18 protein-coding genes and 1 pseudogene are annotated in these 20,099 nt (G+C 56.5%); 8 read left to right on the top strand and 11 right to left on the bottom strand.

Annotation, left to right across the window (positions count from 1 at the left end):
- Positions 1-4: 4 nt before the first annotated feature.
- The 3 genes from ACL2XF_RS18470 to ACL2XF_RS18460 are packed head-to-tail and all read right to left on the bottom strand — an operon-like array spanning position 5 to position 2,654.
- Positions 5-898, bottom strand: a complete 894-nt coding sequence (locus ACL2XF_RS18470) for a CoA transferase subunit A (protein ID WP_413727310.1) — start codon at positions 896-898, stop codon at positions 5-7.
- Positions 895-1,764 (bottom strand): hypothetical protein, encoded by an 870-nt coding sequence (locus tag ACL2XF_RS18465; protein WP_413727309.1) that lies wholly within the window; start codon positions 1,762-1,764, stop codon positions 895-897. Before ACL2XF_RS18465 ends, ACL2XF_RS18470 begins: the two co-directional genes overlap by 4 nt.
- Positions 1,761-2,654, bottom strand: coding sequence for a CoA transferase subunit A (locus ACL2XF_RS18460; protein WP_413721935.1), 894 nt, complete (start codon positions 2,652-2,654; stop codon positions 1,761-1,763). The genes ACL2XF_RS18465 and ACL2XF_RS18460 overlap by 4 nt, the downstream gene beginning before the upstream one ends.
- A 290-nt stretch (positions 2,655-2,944) precedes the next feature.
- Between ACL2XF_RS18460 and ACL2XF_RS18455 the strand changes: the two genes are divergently transcribed.
- Positions 2,945-4,000 carry a LacI family DNA-binding transcriptional regulator gene (locus ACL2XF_RS18455; protein WP_413721936.1) on the top strand — a complete coding sequence of 352 codons (1,056 nt, stop codon included), beginning with the start codon at positions 2,945-2,947 and terminating at the stop codon, positions 3,998-4,000.
- Between the two features lie 33 nt (positions 4,001-4,033).
- Here the strand turns inward: ACL2XF_RS18455 and ACL2XF_RS18450 are convergent, their stop codons facing one another.
- The 4 genes from ACL2XF_RS18450 to ACL2XF_RS18435 form a co-directional block, all read right to left on the bottom strand.
- Complete coding sequence (locus ACL2XF_RS18450; protein WP_413727308.1) at positions 4,034-5,815, bottom strand: EAL domain-containing protein; 1,782 nt, start codon at positions 5,813-5,815, stop codon at positions 4,034-4,036.
- A 191-nt stretch (positions 5,816-6,006) separates the two neighbouring features.
- Complete coding sequence (locus tag ACL2XF_RS18445) at positions 6,007-6,522, bottom strand: GNAT family N-acetyltransferase (RefSeq protein WP_413721938.1); 516 nt, start codon at positions 6,520-6,522, stop codon at positions 6,007-6,009.
- Positions 6,522-6,791, bottom strand: coding sequence for a DUF1778 domain-containing protein (locus ACL2XF_RS18440; RefSeq protein WP_413721939.1), 270 nt, complete (start codon positions 6,789-6,791; stop codon positions 6,522-6,524). The genes ACL2XF_RS18445 and ACL2XF_RS18440 overlap by 1 nt, the downstream gene beginning before the upstream one ends.
- 519 nt (positions 6,792-7,310) lie before the next feature.
- On the bottom strand, positions 7,311-8,048 hold the full coding sequence (locus tag ACL2XF_RS18435; RefSeq protein WP_410012476.1) for a GntR family transcriptional regulator: 738 nt from the start codon (positions 8,046-8,048) through the stop codon (positions 7,311-7,313).
- A 333-nt stretch (positions 8,049-8,381) separates the two neighbouring features.
- Here ACL2XF_RS18435 and tkt point away from each other — a divergent pair, with 333 nt between their 5' ends.
- The 6 genes from tkt to ACL2XF_RS18405 all read left to right on the top strand — a co-directional run bounded on the left by tkt (position 8,382) and on the right by ACL2XF_RS18405 (position 14,684).
- Positions 8,382-10,382: a transketolase gene (gene tkt / locus ACL2XF_RS18430; protein ID WP_410016655.1), complete on the top strand. Its 2,001-nt coding sequence runs from the start codon at positions 8,382-8,384 to the stop codon at positions 10,380-10,382.
- A gap of 44 nt (positions 10,383-10,426) precedes the next feature.
- Positions 10,427-10,876 (top strand): PTS sugar transporter subunit IIA, encoded by a 450-nt coding sequence (locus ACL2XF_RS18425; RefSeq protein WP_413721940.1) that lies wholly within the window; start codon positions 10,427-10,429, stop codon positions 10,874-10,876.
- Positions 10,877-10,918: 42 nt separating this feature from the next.
- Positions 10,919-11,191 carry a PTS sugar transporter subunit IIB gene (locus ACL2XF_RS18420; RefSeq protein WP_410012474.1) on the top strand — a complete coding sequence of 91 codons (273 nt, stop codon included), beginning with the start codon at positions 10,919-10,921 and terminating at the stop codon, positions 11,189-11,191.
- 30 nt (positions 11,192-11,221) lie between these two features.
- Positions 11,222-12,595: a PTS ascorbate transporter subunit IIC gene (locus ACL2XF_RS18415; RefSeq protein WP_413727307.1), complete on the top strand. Its 1,374-nt coding sequence runs from the start codon at positions 11,222-11,224 to the stop codon at positions 12,593-12,595.
- 572 nt (positions 12,596-13,167) lie between these two features.
- Entirely contained in the window at positions 13,168-13,935 is a 768-nt protein-coding gene (locus tag ACL2XF_RS18410) for an HNH endonuclease (protein WP_413727306.1), read from the top strand.
- Between the two features lie 488 nt (positions 13,936-14,423).
- Entirely contained in the window at positions 14,424-14,684 is a 261-nt protein-coding gene (locus tag ACL2XF_RS18405) for a hypothetical protein (RefSeq protein ID WP_413721945.1), read from the top strand.
- A gap of 131 nt (positions 14,685-14,815) precedes the next feature.
- On the opposite strand, the gene ACL2XF_RS18400 is transcribed toward ACL2XF_RS18405, so the two are convergent.
- Positions 14,816-16,987, bottom strand: a complete 2,172-nt coding sequence (locus tag ACL2XF_RS18400; RefSeq protein ID WP_413727305.1) for a YgiQ family radical SAM protein — start codon at positions 16,985-16,987, stop codon at positions 14,816-14,818.
- Between the two features lie 242 nt (positions 16,988-17,229).
- Positions 17,230-17,541: a hypothetical protein gene (locus ACL2XF_RS18395; protein WP_410012469.1), complete on the bottom strand. Its 312-nt coding sequence runs from the start codon at positions 17,539-17,541 to the stop codon at positions 17,230-17,232.
- Positions 17,542-17,830: 289 nt separating this feature from the next.
- Here ACL2XF_RS18395 and ACL2XF_RS18390 point away from each other — a divergent pair.
- Positions 17,831-17,938 (top strand): annotated as a pseudogene (locus ACL2XF_RS18390) (VapC toxin family PIN domain ribonuclease); the annotation flags it as partial.
- 122 nt (positions 17,939-18,060) lie between these two features.
- Here ACL2XF_RS18390 and ACL2XF_RS18385 read toward each other — a convergent pair.
- On the bottom strand, positions 18,061-18,723 hold the full coding sequence (locus ACL2XF_RS18385; RefSeq protein WP_413727304.1) for an HAD-IA family hydrolase: 663 nt from the start codon (positions 18,721-18,723) through the stop codon (positions 18,061-18,063).
- Positions 18,724-18,796: 73 nt separating this feature from the next.
- The gene (locus ACL2XF_RS18380; RefSeq protein ID WP_410012467.1) at positions 18,797-19,924 is read right to left on the bottom strand and encodes an alanine racemase; all 1,128 of its coding nucleotides are present in this window, start codon (positions 19,922-19,924) and stop codon (positions 18,797-18,799) included.
- Between the last annotated feature and the right edge of the window lie 175 nt (positions 19,925-20,099).

Genomic DNA, 20,099 nt, shown 5'->3' with positions numbered 1-20,099 from the left:
AAGCTTACATCTCCCTGGCGACGTCAAAGGCGCGGAGCGCGGTATGGGAACCGAATTTGTCCAGATAGCCGGCGCGATCCCGGGTGGCGAGAATATAGTCGCGCAGGTACCGCGCCGGCCCGTCCGGCTCTTTTGCCGCCGCCAGCCAGGCTTTCAGCGCCGCCTCGTCTTCGTTATAAAACCCATCGGTGGCGGTGGGATGCGCGCCGTAAGGCGTTTCGATCACCGCCTCCACCAGGGTGTGCGGAATGTAGGTCAGCGCCGGGCGCCGGCATATTTCCGCATGGGGCACGATTTTCTCCACGGTAACGATCAGGCGCCTGGACGCGCAAGCCATCATCTGATCGATGTCATCGCTGTCGCGCACCACCGGCCACTGCACATTGCCGTATTCATCGGCCACATAGCCGTGCAGCAGGGTAAAATCCGTTTCCGCCGCTTTCAGCGCCAGGTAGGTGTCGCCGCTAAACGGACAGGTAATAGGTTTGATTTCCTCGGGGCTGTTGGCGCGCATGCCGGTGCCCAGCAGGGCTTTCGACGGCAGGAAGCTCAGCCCCATGGCCGCCGCGCGAAAGCGGGCCACGAAGGCGGATTCGGAATAATCATGGGTCTCGATCGCGCCGTCCTGCACCGCGCGGCGGAAATTGGGCGCCAGCCCGTGGCGGAAGAAACCGGCGTAAATGCCCTCCCAGCGCCGGATGGCGCCGGCGGCGGCGAGCATATCGGTGGCGAGCGTGGTCGCCCAGGTCAGCAAATGCAGGCCGGTAATATCCTGGCGGATCAGTTCGTGCACCAACGCCATCGGCTGGCGGCGCAGCAGCGAGCCGCCCAGGGCGACAGTGGCGCCCGAGGGGATACGGGACACCGCGTCGGGTAGGGTGGTCAGTTTGGATTTCATGGCGTTCCTCGTGTGGTGGCGCAGTATGCCGTGGGGGAACCGCTTCCCCGCCCATGGGGGATCAGCACGTGATGGGGGTCGACCCGGCGGCGCAAAATGGCGAGCTCCTCGCGGGTGGGCAGCGGGGTGACCGGCGCGTCCGCAACGGACACCGGGAACCCGGTGCTGCGCCGCACGTCGTCCGGGTCGATGCCGGGATGGATGCTGACCACCCGCGCGTGGCCGGAAACGTCGTCGAAGGCGAAAATGCATTTCGGCGTCACTATCCATTCCGGCCCGCCGTGGTTCAGGCCCAGGGCCCGGCGCCCGTCCCGGCCGCCCGGATAACCGACGCCGGACACATAGTCCACCTGTCCGACCAGGCTGCGCGCCTGGTGATGGGGCATCATCAGGTATTCGCGGCCGAAGCAGGTCATATGCTCCGGCAGCAGGATGGAGCCGACCAGGCGCACGTCCGGGCGGCGATAATCGCCGATGCAGGTGCTGTTGATATTGCCCTGCCGGTCCACCTGCACGCCGGAGCCGAAACCAAAATCCACATCCCCGCGCCGTACGGCGTAGTGGCCGGGGTAACTTTGCATTTGCGCCTCGCAGGGCAGATCCTGCAAGCGGGTGTCGAATTCCGCGGTGGGCAGCGCCCTGAGGGCGGAAAAATCGGGATTAATACACCAGCCGGCCAGCAGGATGGTTAAATTGGGGGCATGGGTATGGCGGGCAAATTCCATGGCGGCCAGGGGAATGCCGGTAATATACAGGGCGGCCGCGCCGCCGGTCGCAAGACCGGTAAAACCCACTTCGCCGTCGCGAAAGCGCCTGGCGAGCGTAATGGTGATGATTTCCTCAAGCGTACAGTCATTCGCACTCATGCGGGCAACTCCGTATTGCGCAGGGCCAGCAGGCGCGTCAGTCCGATGCGCTCCAGCCAGCCCATCGGCGTCAACGCCCGTGTTTCGTCCTGCCAGGCGGCGAATTGCCCAGGCGTCGCGCTGGCCGCCACATATTCCGCGAAGGCCGCGTCGTCGCAGTCGTAAATACCGGGCAGCGAGGTAGGGTGCGCGCCAAATGGCGCCTCGACGATATGCGTGGTGCGAAAGGCCGGGATTTCCACCAGGTGCGGCTGTTTTTGCAGCTCCCGCGGGGTGACGATTTTTTCCACGCTGACAATCACCGTATCGCAGGCGCGGGTTAAGGTGATATCCACGCTTTGCGGCAACATCTTGCGCCGGTGAAACGCCACGTTACCGTATTCGTCGCCAATCGGCGCGTGCACCAGCACCACATCCGGCCGGGCGGGCGGCACCGCCCAAAGCTGAGCGGCGGTGACGGGGCAGGTGAACGGCACGATATCCGCATTGTATTGCGCCACGCCGCTGCCGCCGAGAAAGGTGCAAGGCCAGAACGGCAACCCTTCCTGGGAGGCGCGAAAGCGGTCCCAGGCCAGCAGTTCAGGATAATCCACCACCTCCAGCCGGCCGGCTTCCACCGCCCGGCGGAAATTTTTCGCCAGGCCGAATTTTTCCAGCCCGACATAGGAGGTCTCGATACGCGCCACGGCCCCGGCGCCGATAAGCCAATCGGCCTCGATGGCGTTAACGATGCCGACAATGGTCAGGTTGCGCCGTTGCTGACGGACCAGTTCGCGCGTCAGGGCCATGGGCCGCTGGTAGATGGCGAACCCGCCCAGGGCGATGCGCTGCCCGTCCCTCACGGTATGCACCGCGGTTTCAAGCGTAGTCAGTTTTGTCGTGCGGCTCACTATCCCCCCTTATCCGGCGTCTTATCGCCCGTCCATCGTCAGCCCGGCAGGTTATGAATCGTATATGAGATCGATCTCATATATAATGAAAAAAAACGCCCAACGGGGCGGATGAAGCGTCGCTCTGCGGTGAATACCCGGCGGTAACGCACGTGGTCATGACGGCGGCGACCTGGTTTATAAATTATCGGGCTTTGCGCGCGCTGGCTGTGAGATCGGTCCCAGTTTTAACATCGTTAACCAGTGTATAACCCGGGAGGAAACCTATGGGCCGGCGGGAAGAAGGCGCAATGAATAACACCACTACCATCACGGCTGCGGCCAAACGCCCGACGCTGCTGGATATCGCCCGCGAATGCGGCCTCTCGCGCGCGACGGTGGCCCGCGCGTTGTCCGGCAAGGGATACGTCAATCCCCAGCGCAGGCAGCTTATCCATGATACCGCCGAACGCCTGGGATACCGCACCTCGGCCATCGCCCGCGCGCTGCGCACCCAGAAATCCGCCACCATCGGCGTGCTGATTGCCGATATCACCAATCCCATCTTTCCCGAGATCGTCAAGGGCATAGACGAAGCGGTATCCGTGGACAACTACACCCTGTTTCTGTGCAACACCGATGAGGACGTCGTTAAGCAACGCGCCTTGATCCGCTCCCTGCTGGACCGCCAGGTGGACGGGCTTATCCTCATATCCCAGACCGTCGCGGATGAAGCGCTCGCATTGCTGCAGGCGGGCCCGCCCTGCGTCTTTGTCAATCGCCGGCCCGACCCCCTGTTCGGCGATTATATCGGCCCCGATAACGCCATGGGGGTGGCGCAGCTGCTGGCGCATCTTTACGCGCTGGGGCATCGCCGCATGGCCTATGTGGCCGGTCCGGCGGCGTCCTCTACCGCCCAGGAGCGGCGGGCCTGTTTTATCCGGGAAATGGCGCGCCTGGGCTGCCCCGTGCCGGAGGGATTTATTATCGCGGGGTCCTACCAGGGGGAAAGCGGGCGACTGGCCGCGGCGGCTTTATTAGCGTGCGGCCCGCCGCCCACCGCCATCCTGGCGCCCAATGACTTTGTCGCCCTGGAAATTATCGCTTTTTTAAATGAACGCGGCTTACGGGTACCGGACGATATCTCGGTGACCGGTTTTGACGATGCGTTCAAGCTGGGTGTCGGCGGCCTGTATGCGCTGCGCGCGCAGGGGCTGACCACCATCGATCAGCCAAAACGGCAGTTGGGCCGCCTGGCGGGCGAGGCCCTGCTAAAGCGCATGGCGCAGCCGGGCGCGTCGTTCGCCACCACCCTCCTGCCGACGCTATTAGCCGTCAGGGACAGCACGGCGCCGGCAAAATCCTGACCGGGCCGCCGCGTCGGCGGGCAAACGCCGGGATTAACCGTGCGCCGTTTGATAATGCCCCAGCCAGGTTTCCAGATGCGCCGCCGTCAGCGGCGGCGAGTGATAAAAGCCCTGGACTTCATCACAGCCCAGCGCGCGCAGCGATGTAAATGTGCCGGCGTCCTCGACGCCTTCCGCCAGCACGGTATAGTCCAGCGCCTTAAGCATGCTGATCACATGGCTGACGATAGTATGGCTGGCCTTGTCGGTGGTCAGGGTTTTGATAAGGGAACGATCGAGTTTGATGATATCCAGGGGCATTTTGCGCAGATAGCCGATATTGCTGTAGCCGGTGCCGAAGTCATCCAGCGAAATGGTAAAGCCCCGCTGTTTTAACCTCTCCAGGCCGTGCAGCGCCTCGGCGCTTTCCAGCACCCTTTCCGTCTCCAGGCACTCAATGCCCAGCAGCGCGGGCGGCAGCCCGCGCGCCGTTATTTTTTCCGCCAGCGCATCGGCAAAATGCGGCCGGGATAAATCGCTGACGCCGACGTTAATGGAAACCGGCAAATGTATCCCTTTTGCCGACCATTGCTTAACCTGGTCCAGGGCCGCGTTGATGACCCAGTCGGTCAGCGCGGCCATCAGGGTGGTTTTTTCCAGCAGCGGGATAAACCGGTCGGGGGTGATATTGCCCAGCGCCGGATGCTGCCAGCGGATCAGGGCTTCGAGCCCCGTTACCCGCCCGTTGCGTAAGGCGATTTTGGGCTGGAACACCAGATACAAGCCGGGTTTGCCATGCAGGTACGGGTAGAAATCATTCAGCAGCCGGAAATCCTCTTTTTGCCGGGCGTCGCTGGCGGCGTCATACGCCATGACGCGTTTTTTGCGGCCGATGGCGTCATGCAGGGCGCTTACCGCCCGGCGCAGGATTTCGGTAGGATCCAGCTCACCCGGCGCAAAGCCGACATAACCCGCTGAAATATGCAGGTCAATGTTGATTTGCGTGTTGATATGGGCGCTAAGCCCCGCCAGATGGTCGTTAAGCTCCGCGGGCGGTATCGGGCTGTCATCGTCCATAATCACCGCGTACCGTCCGGTGGCGACGCTATACAGCGTATCATGCCACTCCAGTTTCAGCCTGAGCAGGGTGGCCATATCCCTGAGCATATCCTCCACCACCGTCATGCCCAGGGAACGGGCGATTTCATAGGCGAAGGGCATATCGATACAGTCAAACAGCATCAGGCGATAGCGCCTGACCGCGCCGGGCGTTTGCAACAGGCGCAGATCGTTCATCAACCGCTGGCGGTTGGGCAGCAGGGTCACCGCGTCGATATAGCCAATGTTATGCCAGGCTTCCAGGAACGCCGAAACCAGCCCGGCCATAATGCGCAAGGTCGCGATCTGCTCGCTGGTAAAGAGACGGGGCTGGATATCAATCAGGCACAGGGTGCCGATAATCACGCCGTCCCGCGACCGCAGCGGCGCGCCGGCGTAAAACCTGACATAGGGCGCGCCCCGCACAAACGGGTTATCGCGAAACCGGGGGTCCAGGCGCATATCGGCGCAGACCGTGATATCGTCGGCGGCCACGGCGGTCAGGCAAAATGCGTCTTCCCGCCGCGTTTCCGTCACCGGCGCCGGAAGCGCGTAGGGCGCTTTTAAATACTGGGTATCGCCGTCGAGGATAGCGATAAAGCTGGTGGCGATGCCCAGCGTCTTGCCGGTCAGCCGGGTCATCCTGCCCAGTATTTCGTCGCGATCATGCTCATCCGCTTTCAGCAGCTCAATGGCCGCCAATCGTTTTTTTTCGTCATGACTCAGGTTTGTCAGCATGATCAAGGCCCTTGCGGACGTTCCCAACGGGAAGCCGGTGTAACATCTCACCTTAACGGCGGCTATGGAATGCCGGGGTACATCTTTACCATAGCATTTCATCGGGCGACTTGCCCACACCGCTAAGGACAATATGAGGGAATCGGCCGGCGATAAACGGTTTTATTCCACACGCGGGGCGCGCAGGTGCATTAATGCCGATTTAAGGAAGAGAGGGTGCGGGTGATATCGCCGTTTAACGGTAAATACAAGGCATGCTCATTTTTTTCAAAAGAATAGAAACCATATTTTATATAAAATGCCTTGGCCCGGGGATGTTTTGCCTGCGCGTTAATAGCCCAGACCCCTATGGCGGAGTTAAGGGTATTAACGATGGCGTCGACGATAAGCGAGCCGCCCAGGCCTTTACCCTGATAACGAATATCGACCGCCAGCCGGCCAAGCAGGGCGGTGGGCACGGTCGGGTAGCGCGGCAGCTTTTGGGTGGCGGATGCCGCCAGGGCATTGATATTCACGGCGTAGGACGAGAGGGTGTAAAAGCCCAGCACGTTATTATTATTATCCGCGGCCGCATAACATTGGGTAAAGCGTTCGCGGCTTTCCTGTCCGGCATATTTCGCCAGATAAAGGTTCAGGCAGGGGACGCCGCAATCGAAATCCGTTTTGTTATGCTGGTCACCGAGCAGCGTAAAGGTCAGCGCGCGCATTATCTTCCGCCGAACTCCCTGCGCCGGCCCATGGCGTGCAGCAATCCGGCCGGCGTCTTGCGATCCTCCAGCAATGTCTCGGCGAACCGCAGCTGATCTTCCATCGCCAATTGCAGTACCGCCGCTTCTTCTATCGCCTGTTTTGCGGCGTCGTGGGTGGCGGTAATGATAAAGTCCGTCATGGTGATTCCCTGCAGGTCGGCGGCATGTTTGATTAACGCGTGAAGCGCCAGCGGAATACGGGCTTCAAGCCTGGCGGTTGTTGCCATGGTCACCCCTTTGTTCAGAACCCGGCAGTTTGCCGTACGGGAAGTCTACCTTAATCTTAGCCTGTTTATAATAACCGTTAGCGATAAAAATGACTTATTGCACATATGATCTAATAAGTAAAAATAGTTGCAAGATATTTTTATTAATTAATTATTTTAATTAGTACGCATTAATAGAAAAAATACATAACCTGATGATATGACAAATATTTTTATCGCCGCTGCTTCTGTTGACACGGAAAAATACGGCGATAATTTACATATCAGCGAAAAAAATCGCTATTTAAATGTGATTATAACGGTGGTGATTTTCATAATATCGTGGCGACGCAATAAGCTTTTAATGCTATTTTTGCGCAAATAGAGCAATAACTCATTTAAACTATTTGTGCGGTTGGGCGCGCAACGTCACCGGGCGCCGTTTGCTAAGGCCCGGCCATTATACAAAGCAGGAATATATGCAGGGGTTTTTATGCCGGCAACGCGGTCTCAGTCATCTTATGCCGCTACGGCCGGCTATCAATCGCCGCGTACCGATACCTGGCTCAGGTGCAGCATATTGGTATTGACGATGGCGATATTCACTTCAAAAGGCGTACCGTCATCCAGATACACGACCTCATATAACTCCATCATGGCGTCATTTGGTTTTATATTCATATGCTTGATCATTTCCAGATCAGTAGCATTAAATGCATGAAAATTTTGATCACGTTTATAAACCTTTTTCCCGGTAATCCGCTCGATATAAGAATATTTGGAATTTTCCAGCTCTTTAAACTCTATTGAATTAAACAGGGATACCGGGAAATGGATATACTCCAGCGAAACCGGAATGTCGTCGAAGCTCATCAGCCGCAGTATTTTATAAACCGAATCGCTGTTTTTAATACGCAACGCCTGGGCCATCGCGGCGTCGGGAACGGCGACAATACTGGCGGAAATCACTTTGCGGCCGGCGCGATGGCCGCCTTTTTGCGCCTGGTAATCAAAAGGAGACAGCGCATGGAACCGGCCGGATTGATTATTTTTACCAATGGAGCCGATATAGATACCCGACCCCTTGATGCGATAAATCCGGCGCTGATCGATAAGGATGCGGGTGGCTTCGCGCACCGTGGCGCGGGTGAGGCATAGCGCCCGTGCAATGGCTATTTCCGTGTCCAGTTTATCCCCGGGCTGCAGATCCGCTTCCTTTATTTTAGCGAGGATATAGTCGATAACCTCTTTTTGTTTTTCCGTAATATTGTCGGTCATCTCGTCATCTTCCGCCGCGTTATCAGATTGCGCACACCAAAGGCATAGTTTCCGGAGCGGGGAACAGAAGTCCACCAGCCGGCACGATGTGCATGATAAATGTGATCAAGTTAACAGCTTTACTGTAAAGCCATCCTGTCTGCTCATCTTTGCAAGCTTACCTCTTGTGTATAGTCACGTCCAGGTGCATTCTAAAGATGACTATACAAATTCAACATGTACATACTGCTATGGATTCTGTGTGTTTTTATCGTCTGCGTTTCAGGCTCAGGGGCAATCCCCTCGGCTTGGCAGCACCACATAAGGTTCATGGATTCAGTCGGATAGGGGAAAATCGTGGAAGAGAAGCAGCTGGCGAACGCCATAAGGTTTCTGAGCATCGATGCCGTGCAGAAGGCCAACTCGGGACATCCCGGCGCGCCGCTGGGCATGGCGGATATGGCGACTGTGTTATGGCGGAAGTTTTTAAAACACAACCCGGCCGATCCGCAGTGGATTAACCGCGACCGCTTTGTGCTGTCCAATGGCCATAGCTCAATGCTGCTGTATTCCCTGCTCCATCTGACCGGTTATGACCTCGGTATCGAGGATTTACGCAATTTCCGCCAGCTGCATGCCAAAACCCCGGGGCATCCCGAATACGGTTATACCCCCGGGGTGGAAACCACCTCCGGGCCGCTGGGCCAGGGCATTGCCAACGCGGTGGGCATGGCCCTGGCGGAAAAGACGCTGGCCGCGCAGTTTAACCGGGAAGGTTTTCCGGTGGTTGACCATTTCACCTATGTATTTATGGGCGACGGCTGCCTGATGGAGGGGATTTCGCATGAAGCCTGTTCGCTTGCCGGCACCCTTAAACTCGGCAAGCTTATCGCGCTTTGGGACAACAACAATATCTCCATCGACGGCCATGTCGACGGCTGGTTTAGCGATGATACCCCGGCCCGTTTCCGCGCCTACGGCTGGCAGGTCATCGCCGATATCGATGGCCATAACCCCGGGCAGGTGGCGGCGGCGCTGGAACAGGCCAGAAATGAACCACACCGGCCCACGCTTATTTGCTGCAAGACCACCATCGGCTACGGTTCACCCAACAAGGCCGATAGCCATGACAGCCATGGCTCGGCGCTGGGGGCGGCGGAAGTGGCGCTGGTCCGGCAAACCCTGGGCTGGACCCATGCCGCGTTCGAGATCCCGCCGGATATCTACGCCCACTGGGACGCGCGCGAAACAGGCGCCGCCGCCCAGGCGGAATGGCAACAGCTGTTTACGCGCTATCGCCGGGAATACCCCGAAGAAGCCGCCGGCTTAGTACGGCGCAGCCAGAAAATCCTGCCGGCGGACTGGCATGCCAACAGCCAGGAGTATATCCGCCGGCTGCAGGCTAACCCGGCCAACCTGGCCACCCGCCAGGCCAGCCAGAAAGCGCTTGACCAGTTTATCCAATGGCTGCCGGAACTGCTGGGCGGATCGGCTGACCTGTCGCCCTCCAATTTAACCCGCCACGGCCAGGCGCGCGATATTACGCCGGATGATGCCTCGGGCAACTATATCTCCTATGGCGTGCGCGAATTCGGCATGTCGGCGATGATGAACGGCGTGGCGCTGCACGGCGGTTTTATCCCTTACGGCGGCACCTTCCTGATGTTTATGGAATACGCCCGCAACGCCGTACGCATGGCCGCGCTGATGAAGATACGCAGCATTTTTGTCTATACTCATGATTCCATTGGTTTAGGTGAGGACGGGCCGACGCACCAGCCGGTGGAACAGCTCGCCGCATTACGTCTGACGCCGAATATGGAAACCTGGCGCGGCTGCGATCAGGTTGAGGCCGCCGTGTCCTGGCAGCAGGCCATCGAGCGTAACGACGGTCCCAGCGCGCTGGTGTTTACCCGCCAGCCGCTGGAGCAGCAGCCCAGGAACGCGCGACAGCTGGCGGATATCGCCCGGGGCGGCTACGTGCTGCGCGATTGCGACGGTGTTCCTGAACTTATCATTATCTCGAGCGGGTCGGAGATCGAGCTGGCCGTTTATGCCGCCGCCGGGCTCACGGAGCAAGGCAGGCGGGTACGCGTGGTCTCCCTGCCCTGCGTTGAACGCTTCGAAAAACAGGACGCGGCCTGGCGCGAAAGCGTGCTGCCCATCGCGGTGCGTAAACGTCTGGTGATTGAAGCCAGCATCGCTGGATTTTGGCAAGGGTATGCGGGATTGGACGGCAAGGTTATCGGTATGAACAGCTTTGGCGAGTCGGCGCCGGCGGCGGTGCTGTTCGGGCATTTCGGCTTTACGAAAGATAATGCCCTGGCGGCCGCCCGCGCGCTGCTTACGGCTTAACGCGCGCCGGCGAATGCAAGGTCAATCAATTGAATGGGTTAAATATGCCAGCTTTATCAACATGGTTAAATGAAGATCGCATCCAGTATGTCAACACCGTCGGCGACTGGCGGGAGGCCATCAAACGGGTGGCCGAGCCGCTGTTACAGGACGGGACTATTTCCGCGGACTATGTGGCGAACATCATCAAGCAAAAAGAGGCCATCGGCCCTTATTTTGTAATCGCGCCGCGTATCGCCATGCCGCATGCCCGGCCGGAGGAAGGCGCCAACCGCCTGGGGTTGTCCATCCTCAAGCTGCGCGAGGGCGTGGTGTTCGGCGCGCAGGAAAACGATCCGGTTGATTTTGTAGTGATGTTCGCCGCGCCTGACGGCAACAGCCATGTGGAGCTGATTGCCCAACTGGCGGAGTTTTTGTCGGATGACGACGTGATGGCGAGCGTATTTAACGCGCGGGATCGGGCGGAATTAATCAAGATCGTGAACAGTTTTTAACTGAGTATCGACACTTATTCACTATGACCAACGAGGTGAAGCATGAAAATTATGGCGGTGTGCGGCGCAGGCTTAGGCAGCAGCTTTATGATGGAAATGAATATCAAGAAGGTCCTGAAAAACCTGAACATTTCCGCGGACGTTGAACATTCGGATCTGGGGTCGGTAACACCGGACGCGGCCGATGTGTTTGTTATGGGCCGGGATATCGCCTATAGCGCCAACCTACCTGAAAACAAGCTTATTATTGTCAACAGCATCATTGATATCAAAGAGCTGGAAACCAAGATAAGCGAATATTTTCAGAAACAATAACAGGTTATACATCTTACCGCTGAGGTTGCTATGTTTATACAAAACCTTTTACTGGTCGTGGTCGACGTGCTCAAGGTGCCGTCTATCCTGGTCGGACTGGTGGCGCTGTTCGGCCTGGTCGCCCAGAAAAAGCCTTTTCCCGACGTCATCAAGGGCACGGTCAAAACCATCCTGGGGTTTTTGGTGCTGGCCGGCGGGGCATCGGTCCTGGTCGGTTCCCTGTCGCCGCTGGGGGATATCTTCAAGCATGCCTTTGATGTGCAGGGCATCATCCCCAACAATGAAGCCATGGTGTCCATCGCCCTGGAAAAATATGGCGCCTCGACCACGTTGATTATGGCTTTCGGCATGGTGGCCAACATTATCGTCGCGCGCTTTACCCGGCTGAAATACATTTACCTTTCCGGCCATGTCACCTTCTATATGGCCTGTATGGTGGCGATTATTTTGTCGGTGGCCGGATTTACGGGCATGCAGCTGATTTATACCGGGTCCCTGACGCTGGGCCTGCTGATGGCGATTTTTCCGGCGATGGCCCAGCCGTATATGCGCAAGATCATCGGCAACGACCAGGTGGCTTTGGCCCATACCGGCACCGTGGGTTATGTTCTTTCCGGCTGGATAGGCTCGCTGGTGGGTAAGGGATCTAAATCCACCGAAGAGATGAACATGCCGAAAAACCTGAGTTTTTTGCGCGACAGTACCATCTCGATCTCCATCACCATGATGATTATTTATTTTATTCTGGCGATTTCAGCGGGCCGGGAATATGTCGAAAGCCAGTTCAGCCATGGCCAAAACTATCTGGTCTATTCATTTGTGCAGGCGATAACCTTCGCCGCCGGCGTGTTTATTATCCTGCAGGGCGTGCGCTTGATTTTAGCGGAGATTGTTCCCGCCTTTACCGGCTTTTCGGAACGGCTGGTGCCTAACGCCCGTCCGGCGCTGGACTGCCCGATTGTCTATCCCTATGCGCCCAACGCCGTGCTGCTGGGCTTTATTTTCAGTTTTATCGGCGGGCTGGTGGGGTTGTTTTTCCTCGGGCAATTGCACTGGGTATTAATTCTGCCGGGCGTAGTACCGCACTTTTTCTGCGGCGCCACCGCCGGCGTCTTCGGCAATGCCACCGGCGGCAGGCGCGGCGCCATGGCGGGGGCCTTTGCCCACGGTGTATTAATCACCTTCCTGCCCGTGGCGCTGCTGCCGGTGCTCGGCGCCATGGGCCTGGCCAACACTACTTTCTCGGATACCGATTTTGGCGTGGTGGGGATTATGCTGGGCAACATGGCGCGCTTTATGGACCGAGGCACCATTACCATGGCGATAACCGGGGTATTTGTGCTGCTGGTGATTTATAACTTTGCCGCCAGGAAGAAGGTGGCGGTGGAGGAGCGCGAGGTGTAATCGCTCCGCCGGACATACTGAATAAGGGCCGGCGACGGCCCTTTTTATTGCTCATTTGCCCTTGGATGACGTCTCAACAACAAGGGCGCTGTACGAACTTATGTTAAACGTCCCGGGGATTCAGGTTGATATCGCTTTTTTATACACAATAGGTATATTTCCGTTTTATACAAAATATGTATAAAGAGAACTTATACAATATTTGTATGCTGTGAAAATATTTTTTGCATGCATAAATGCCAGACTGGAGGCTCGTTAATATCCGTCCTGGAATTTTATGTCGCGGTCATACTATCTCGATTGTCGCTGAGTTGGCCGGAAATATTCCCGCCGCCGATTAATCCATCACCCACCTGCATCGCGGACTCATGGTCGGGCAGTCCACCGCCGATCGTAAGGTCAGACGGGCCGGGTAGCGGGACGTCACCCCAACGAATAAAGGCGAGGAAACGACAGCACGTTACGTTGATGTCGGTGTAATAATAGTACCAGAATCAAAATCATATGTAGTAATATGTAATCATTGATTATAAGCAAATTAATGATTGCAGTCATGCAAACAGGAAAGTGGAATGGCAATATATGATTTTGTAGTAGGGAATAGCTATACCAAAAATGATCTTTATACCCTGTGCCGTATTCCCGTAGAAAAGCAAAAAGGCAGTTGGAATACCGGCTATACCCAGTACGATGGGGATTGGTTTATCTTTTGTAATATCGGCATGCCGGGGCGTACGGGCCATAACTATGGCAATAGATTCGTTGGGGATGATCTGTTGTGGTATGGCAAGACCGACTCCCATATCAATCAGCCTTCCATCAAATCAATGCGGGATGGAATAGGCAATAATTTCATCTTTTATCGCACAGACGATCGCTCCCCCTTCACCTTCGCGGGCAACGCCAAGGCGATACAGGTGCGCGATATACGACCGGTTGAAATCCTATGGGGGTTTCTACAATCGGGAGAGCAACGCGTTGAGGTGCTGGCGCAAGAAGAGGTGGAGCCGGAAAAGTTCTATGAAGGCGCCACTAAAACGATTTCAGTGAATATCTATGAACGCAACCCCCAGGCGCGTAGGCTGTGCATCGATAAACATGGCGTGTCTTGTGCCGTATGCGGGTTTAACTTTGCTAAGGTCTATGGGGAGATCGGCAAAGGTTTTATCCACGTCCATCATCTCAAGCCGCTGGCTGGGATCGGGGCGGAGTATCAACTCGACCCCGTTGAAGATCTGCGCCCCGTATGTCCGAATTGCCATGCTATGCTGCATCGGCGCAAACCGCCCTATTCTATTAATGAACTAACTGAATTACTAAAAGAGAATAGTTCCCAGTAATGCGGTTCAAGATGGCACGCTCACTTAACATGTCATCGTTATGATGTGAGCGTGCTTGAAAAATATTGTTGAATAAACCATGGCGAACTTGTGTGCATTGTCTATATTGACTTTTTGAAGGATAAACATTAGGGTTACCTCATGCGCTGACCGCTGGAGAAACAATGTCATTGATCGTGTTGATACTTTCAGTATCATTAATGGGCTTTTACTTTAAGAATAAAACCGAATTAAATAAAACGATTAATTTTATAAATGTATTTTCCATATGTATGACCCTGTTTTTTATTACTTATTTTATCAGAAATTATAGCTCATCGTCGCCTGAGTTGATTATGTCATTTGATGTATTTATAACTATTTTTTTCATAAGTTTATTCATTGCTGCTTTTGCACACTTAATGTTTTTAAGAATTAAACCTTATTGATATTGGTGAGATTATAAATAAATGGAATTTCATTAACATTTTTTACAAAAGGAGATAATTATGATCAGACCACAGTTTGGTATTACCCCTAACCCAGCCTGCAATCAACCCAATCCCGTGGGCAATACTAATTACAATACCAATGGTTTATTGCCTTTAGGAATAGGCATTGGAACAACGGTTATGCGGGCTATTCCCACTCCTGTAGGCGTCGGAATTGCGGTTGCCACCGATGTGTTAGGCAGGGCCGCGAATCATATGCCTATTAGTGCGCCCATGCCTAACGTACCGATGAATCCCAGTTGGGTTGGGAATAAATAATTTTTTAAGGGCCTAATGAGTTATTAGGCTCTTAAGTCATCGCATTAAATTTCTCGATTAAATCATTTAATTTACCCTATCCACTTTGCGATGGCGGCTGCAATTATCGATTAAACGGATAGCGCACGATCTTATCCTGCTTTTTTCCCTCGCCCGGGAGCCTTGCCACCCGAGCGTGCCGGCTTGCCCGCGGCCTGTGCCCCCATCCCCGTAAATCGCGTTAACGCCGGCTGAGCGTTGCGATCCCGCTTTTTGCCCGTCCTGAGCTCATCCACGGTGGCCGGCGGAATCAAGCACTCCCTGCGGTTGCCGATCAGCTGCTTCATATCCATTGCCGTCAGCGCCTCGCGTATCAGCGGCCAGTTGGCCGGGTCGTGATAACGCAGCAGCGCTTTATGCAAGCGCCGCTGGCGCTCGCCGCGCGGGATCACCACCTCTTCGCTGTGATAATCCACCTTCGCCAGCGGATTTTTACCGCTGTAATACATGGTGGTGGCGCTGGCCAGCGGCGAGGGGTAAAAATTCTGCACCTGGTTCAGCCGGAAGCGGTTTTTCTTCAGCCACAGCGCCAGGTTCACCATATCCTCGTCGCGGGTGCCGGGATGCGCCGCGATAAAATAGGGGATCAGGTATTGCTCCTTGCCGGCCTGCCGGGAATAGGTATCGAACAGCTGCTTAAAGCGCTGATAGCTGCCCATGCCCGGTTTCATCATCTTGACCAGCGGACCTGCCTCGGTATGCTCCGGCGCAATCTTTAAATAACCGCCAACGTGATGCTCCGCCAGTTCCTTAATATAACGCGGGTCCGCCACCGCCAGGTCGTAACGCACGCCCGAGGCGATCAGGATCTTCTTGACGCCCGCCAGCGCCCGGGCGCGGCGATAAAGTTTGATGGTCGGCTCGTGGTTGGTATCCATATGCGGGCAGATTTCCGGATAGACGCAGGATGCCCGGCGGCAGGTCTGCTCGGCGCGCGGCGCCTGGCAGCGCAGCATATACATATTGGCGGTGGGACCGCCCAGATCGGAGATCACGCCGGTAAAGCCCGGCACGTTGTCGCGGATTTGCTCGATTTCCCGCGTAATGGAGGTTTCCGAGCGGCTTTGGATAATGCGGCCTTCATGTTCGGTAATCGAGCAGAACGCGCAGCCGCCAAAGCAGCCGCGCATAATATTCACCGAGAAGCGGATCATATCGTAGGCCGGGATAGCGGTATTGCCATAGGCCGGATGCGGCACGCGCTGGTAAGGCAGGGCAAATACCGAGTCCATTTCTTCCGTCAGCAGCGGAATGGCCGGCGGGTTGATCCAGACATAGCGGTCGCCGTGTTTTTGCATCAGGGCGCGGGCGCAGCCGGGATTGGTTTCATGATGCAGGATGCGCGAGGCATGGGCGTACATCACCTTGTCGTTCCTGACCTTTTCAAACGAGGGCAACAGGACGTAGGTTTTTTCCCAGGGCTTGGGTTTGGGCGCCCGTACGCTTACCGGCCGGGCGTCGCCGGCGTTTACCGTCCGGGTGGCGCAGGGCAGGTCGTCGCCGTAAGGATTAACCATGGGCTCGATACGCCCCGGCGCATCAAGGCGCGTGGAATCGACGCCGGTCCAGCCGGGCAGCGCCGTTTTACGCAGTACGGCGGTATTACGCACATCGTTGATATCAGCGATGGGCTCTCCCGCCGCCAGGCGATGGGCCACTTCCACCAGCGGACGCTCGCCGTTGCCGTAAATGAGCATATCGGCTTTGGCATCCACCAGTACCGAGCGGCGCACGGTATCCGACCAGTAGTCGTAATGGGCGATACGGCGCAGGCTGGCCTCGATGCCGCCCAGCACCACCGGCACATCGCTGAACGCCTCCTTGCAGCGCTGGGTATAGACCAGCGTGGCGCGGTCCGGGCGTTTGCCGGCGAGATTGCCCGGCGTATAGGCATCGTCATGGCGCGCTTTGCGATCCGCCGTGTAGTGGTTGATCATCGAGTCCATATTGCCGGCCGTAACGCCAAAAAACAGGTTCGGCTTGCCCAGGCGCATAAAGTCCGCTTTGCCGCGCCAATCCGGCTGGGCGATGATGCCCACCCGAAAGCCCTGCGCCTCCAGCATGCGGCCGATTATCGCCATGCCGAAGCTTGGATGATCGACATAGGCGTCGCCGGTGACCACGATAATATCGCAGCTGTCCCAGCCCAATTGGTCCATCTCCGCGCGGGACATGGGCAGGAAGGGCGCGGTGCCAAAACATTCGGCCCAGTAAAGCGGATAGGAGAACAGCTGGCGTTCGGGGCGGATCAGGCTTGTCGGCACGGGGAACTCTTAAGCGGATGGCGTCTTTGGGGCGAAAATTCTACCGATTTTGCCGGGGAAATGGTGGGGAAATTGCGATCACAATGAGACAGATCAAAAAAATCAGCCCCGCTTATCGCCTGGGCCAGGAAGGCATGGCGGCAATATTACCGGCTGTGCCGTTAACGCTCTTACCGAAATCGCAATGGCCGGAAATGGGCCTGATTAGCATTCAGGCCCTCTAAGTCTTCACATTTTATCTATCAAAGTACATTATCGATCATACACTGGAGGAAAGGTTTGACTTGCTCTTGCCGGTCCTGACTGACGGGTTGGCTTGTTTCGTCGCTAATATTCAGTTCCCTCGTTATTTTATCCTGTTTGTCCGGTGATTTTTTATCAACCGCCACTTTGATATCTATGAGGTACTCATGGCCGTCAGGCAGCAGCCTGGTACAGCTTTTTATCCGCTCACTCTCGTTTTCCCTCAGCTTTACTGACTCATGTGTGGTGTGCGCATACGTGAGTGGGCTAAGCGTTACGATTGGTAATAGCATGCAAAGCAATTTTTTCATCTTATATCCTCGTTAAATTTATTTTTATTAAAAACGCGTTAATTAAAAAAATTATGCCAATTATTCACTTTAAAATTATTTTAAGTAAAATAAAAATGACCCAGAATAATCTAACCGGAATGCAATGCTCGCATACTGCTATTTAAAATAGACTATTGTGGTGTGTTTTTATATAGGGTTGGATGTTGGGTGGGCGGTAAAGTTCATCCATTTTTTAAAATCATTATTCATTTTTTGCAAGTTATAGATAGATTATTTTAATTATAATGTTAATTATATATAGTGATTTAAACACCTGGAGCAGAGGGTGCTGCGTAATCACCGTATCGTGGTATCGGCCATCACCTACGCCGAAATGCGCTTCGGGACAATCGGCCAGAAGGCTTCCCGGCGCCATGCTGGTGACCAATAATATCAGAGAATTTGCGCGTGTGCCGGGACTGGCGCTGGAGATTGGGTGGAGCAACAGGATTCGGCGGGCTTTAGCGTTATTCGTTAACCCAGGAGGCAGCGCCGCGTTTAACGCCGCCGCCTTATCTCCTGCGGCAATGTCGCCAGCGTCGCCAGCTCCGCCACCGGCCGGGGGGCGTCATCGGGGGCGGGCAGTCCCACCCGGTTGTGCCAGAACGTGGGCAGGCCCACTTTGGCCGTGCCGAACAGATCGTAGGCCGAACCGGCCACGAATACCGCCCGGTCGGCGCTGACGCCGGCGATATCCAGGGCCAGTTGATAGGGGCGCGGATCGGGTTTATAGAAGCCGGCCTGTTCCGAGGTGACCACCACATCAAAGGGCACGCCAACGCTGAGGGCCGCGGCCAGACCCAGGCGCTGCGAGCAGTTGGTGACCACGCCCAGCCGGTAATGCCGCGCTAACGCCCTAAGCACGCCCGCGGCTTCCGGCCAGGGACGCAAATCGCGCCAGCCCTCCTCCAGGCGGCGGGCGGCGGCTTGACCCAGTCCGACCCCGGCGGCGGCTTCCGCCACCAGGGTTTCATAAGGCCGGTAGGCGCCGCAGCCGTAGGTCAGCCCCAGATAGGCCATGCGCCAGGCGCGCCCCGCGTCTTCGGACCCGGCGGCCCGGTTCCATACCGTCCATGAGTCCAGCACGGCGGTAAGCAAATCAAATAACACCAGCTCCACCGGCAATACGGGTGCCCCTGCCTGGATAGCGGTTTGGTCCATGGGTTTCTCCTTGCCTGGCCTTAGTCTGGTTGCGCGATGGCGCTGATGTCCGCCTTGACGTGCCCCGTATTGCCTACCAGCCGTTGATGCGCGGCCAGAATACCGGCGGCTGGGTATCGGCCAGGTAATAACCGCTGAACTGCGCGGCGGTGGCGCAGGCGTGGTTGGGCAATATCCGCAGCAGGGTGCCGATCGGCAGCGCCGGCAGATCGCGCGCGCCGGAACGGGAGGCGATAATGCCGTGCTCCTGATTGGCGTCGGCGACGATCAGGTCGGCGATGGGGTTGCCCTGATTATCGCACACCAGGCCGTACCCCTGATCGACGGGTTGGGCCGCGGTGCCGCGATCGCGCGACAGGGCCATCCAGCCCGCATCGATAAGGGTCCAGCCTTTGGCCGGCTGATGGCCGATGACCGTGGTCGCCACCGACAGCGCAATATCCCCGGCACGACAGACACCCAGTCCGGCCATCACCAAATCAAAAAACGCGAATACCCCGGCGCGCACTTCGGTTACGCCGCTAAGGTCGCGGGCAAACAGCGCGGTGGGCGTGGAACCCACACTGACGATCTCTATGGGAAAACCGGCCCGGCGCAGCATATCGGCGCTGGTGACCACCGCGTCGCGTTCATCCATGGCGCACTGCGCCAGCGCGGCGGCGGAGCGGCAGTGATAAGAGCCGCCGGCGTGGGTCATGACGCCCCGCAGCCGCACCCTGCTGTTTTGCAGCACGCGGGCGATATCGATAAGCAAGGGCGACGCCGGCGGCACGCCGGAACGGTGGCCGTCGCAATCAATTTCCAGCAGGACGGCGAAATCGACCTGGTGACGGCCGGCAAAGGCCGTCAGCGCGCGGGCGCTGGCGAGGTTATCGAGGATCAGCAGCAACCGGCAGCCGGCGCCGATAAGCCTGGCGGCATGGGCTAATTTATTCGGCGCAATTCCCACGCCGTACAGAATATCCCGGTAGCCGGCGGCGAAAAAGAAATCCGCCTCGCGCAGGGTGGACACGGTAATCGGGCCTTTTTCCCCGGCAAAAAGACGCTCGCTGACCTGAAGGGATTTATTGGTCTTCACATGAGGGCGCAGCGTAACGTTAAACGGCGCAACCTGGCGGCGCATGCGCTGAATATTGTTGTCCAGACGCGCAACATCCAGCGTCAGGTAAGGGGTTTCCATGGTGGCGCTTATATCGGGCATAGGTCCTCCGGCTGAATAGTGACAGTATAAAAAACCGCCGCTGGCGGAGTAAATTGAATCTTTCTGTATCTATGATTCAGTACTACTTAATACTTGATTCATGCATTTAGCAGGATGGCAATATTAGTCACAGTAGTATGGTAACGGGCGGTGACTATGATAATTTATCATTATT

This window comes from Sodalis sp. RH19 (assembly GCF_047324215.1).
In the GTDB taxonomy this organism is placed as follows: Bacteria; Pseudomonadota; Gammaproteobacteria; order Enterobacterales; family Enterobacteriaceae; genus Acerihabitans.
This window is presented reverse-complemented; position numbering and strand designations above follow the sequence as displayed.

Bases quoted from the DNA above. Each gene is read 5' to 3' on its own strand.
- ACL2XF_RS18440 (WP_413721939.1), bottom strand. From the start codon at position 6,791: ATGGCAACAACCGCCAGGCTTGAAGCCCGTATTCCGCTGGCGCTTCAC.
- ACL2XF_RS18395 (WP_410012469.1), bottom strand. From the start codon at position 17,541: ATGAAAAAATTGCTTTGCATGCTATTACCAATCGTAACGCTTAGCCCA.
- ACL2XF_RS18470 (WP_413727310.1), bottom strand. From the start codon at position 898: ATGAAATCCAAACTGACCACCCTACCCGACGCGGTGTCCCGTATCCCC.
- ACL2XF_RS18445 (WP_413721938.1), bottom strand. From the start codon at position 6,522: ATGCGCGCGCTGACCTTTACGCTGCTCGGTGACCAGCATAACAAAACG.
- ACL2XF_RS18385 (WP_413727304.1), bottom strand. From the start codon at position 18,723: ATGGACCAAACCGCTATCCAGGCAGGGGCACCCGTATTGCCGGTGGAG.
- ACL2XF_RS18425 (WP_413721940.1), top strand. From the start codon at position 10,427: ATGCCAGCTTTATCAACATGGTTAAATGAAGATCGCATCCAGTATGTC.
- ACL2XF_RS18405 (WP_413721945.1), top strand. From the start codon at position 14,424: ATGATCAGACCACAGTTTGGTATTACCCCTAACCCAGCCTGCAATCAA.
- ACL2XF_RS18450 (WP_413727308.1), bottom strand. From the start codon at position 5,815: ATGCTGACAAACCTGAGTCATGACGAAAAAAAACGATTGGCGGCCATT.
- ACL2XF_RS18435 (WP_410012476.1), bottom strand. From the start codon at position 8,048: ATGACCGACAATATTACGGAAAAACAAAAAGAGGTTATCGACTATATC.
- ACL2XF_RS18415 (WP_413727307.1), top strand. From the start codon at position 11,222: ATGTTTATACAAAACCTTTTACTGGTCGTGGTCGACGTGCTCAAGGTG.
- ACL2XF_RS18465 (WP_413727309.1), bottom strand. From the start codon at position 1,764: ATGAGTGCGAATGACTGTACGCTTGAGGAAATCATCACCATTACGCTC.
- ACL2XF_RS18420 (WP_410012474.1), top strand. From the start codon at position 10,919: ATGAAAATTATGGCGGTGTGCGGCGCAGGCTTAGGCAGCAGCTTTATG.
- ACL2XF_RS18455 (WP_413721936.1), top strand. From the start codon at position 2,945: ATGAATAACACCACTACCATCACGGCTGCGGCCAAACGCCCGACGCTG.
- ACL2XF_RS18410 (WP_413727306.1), top strand. From the start codon at position 13,168: ATGGCAATATATGATTTTGTAGTAGGGAATAGCTATACCAAAAATGAT.
- ACL2XF_RS18380 (WP_410012467.1), bottom strand. From the start codon at position 19,924: ATGCCCGATATAAGCGCCACCATGGAAACCCCTTACCTGACGCTGGAT.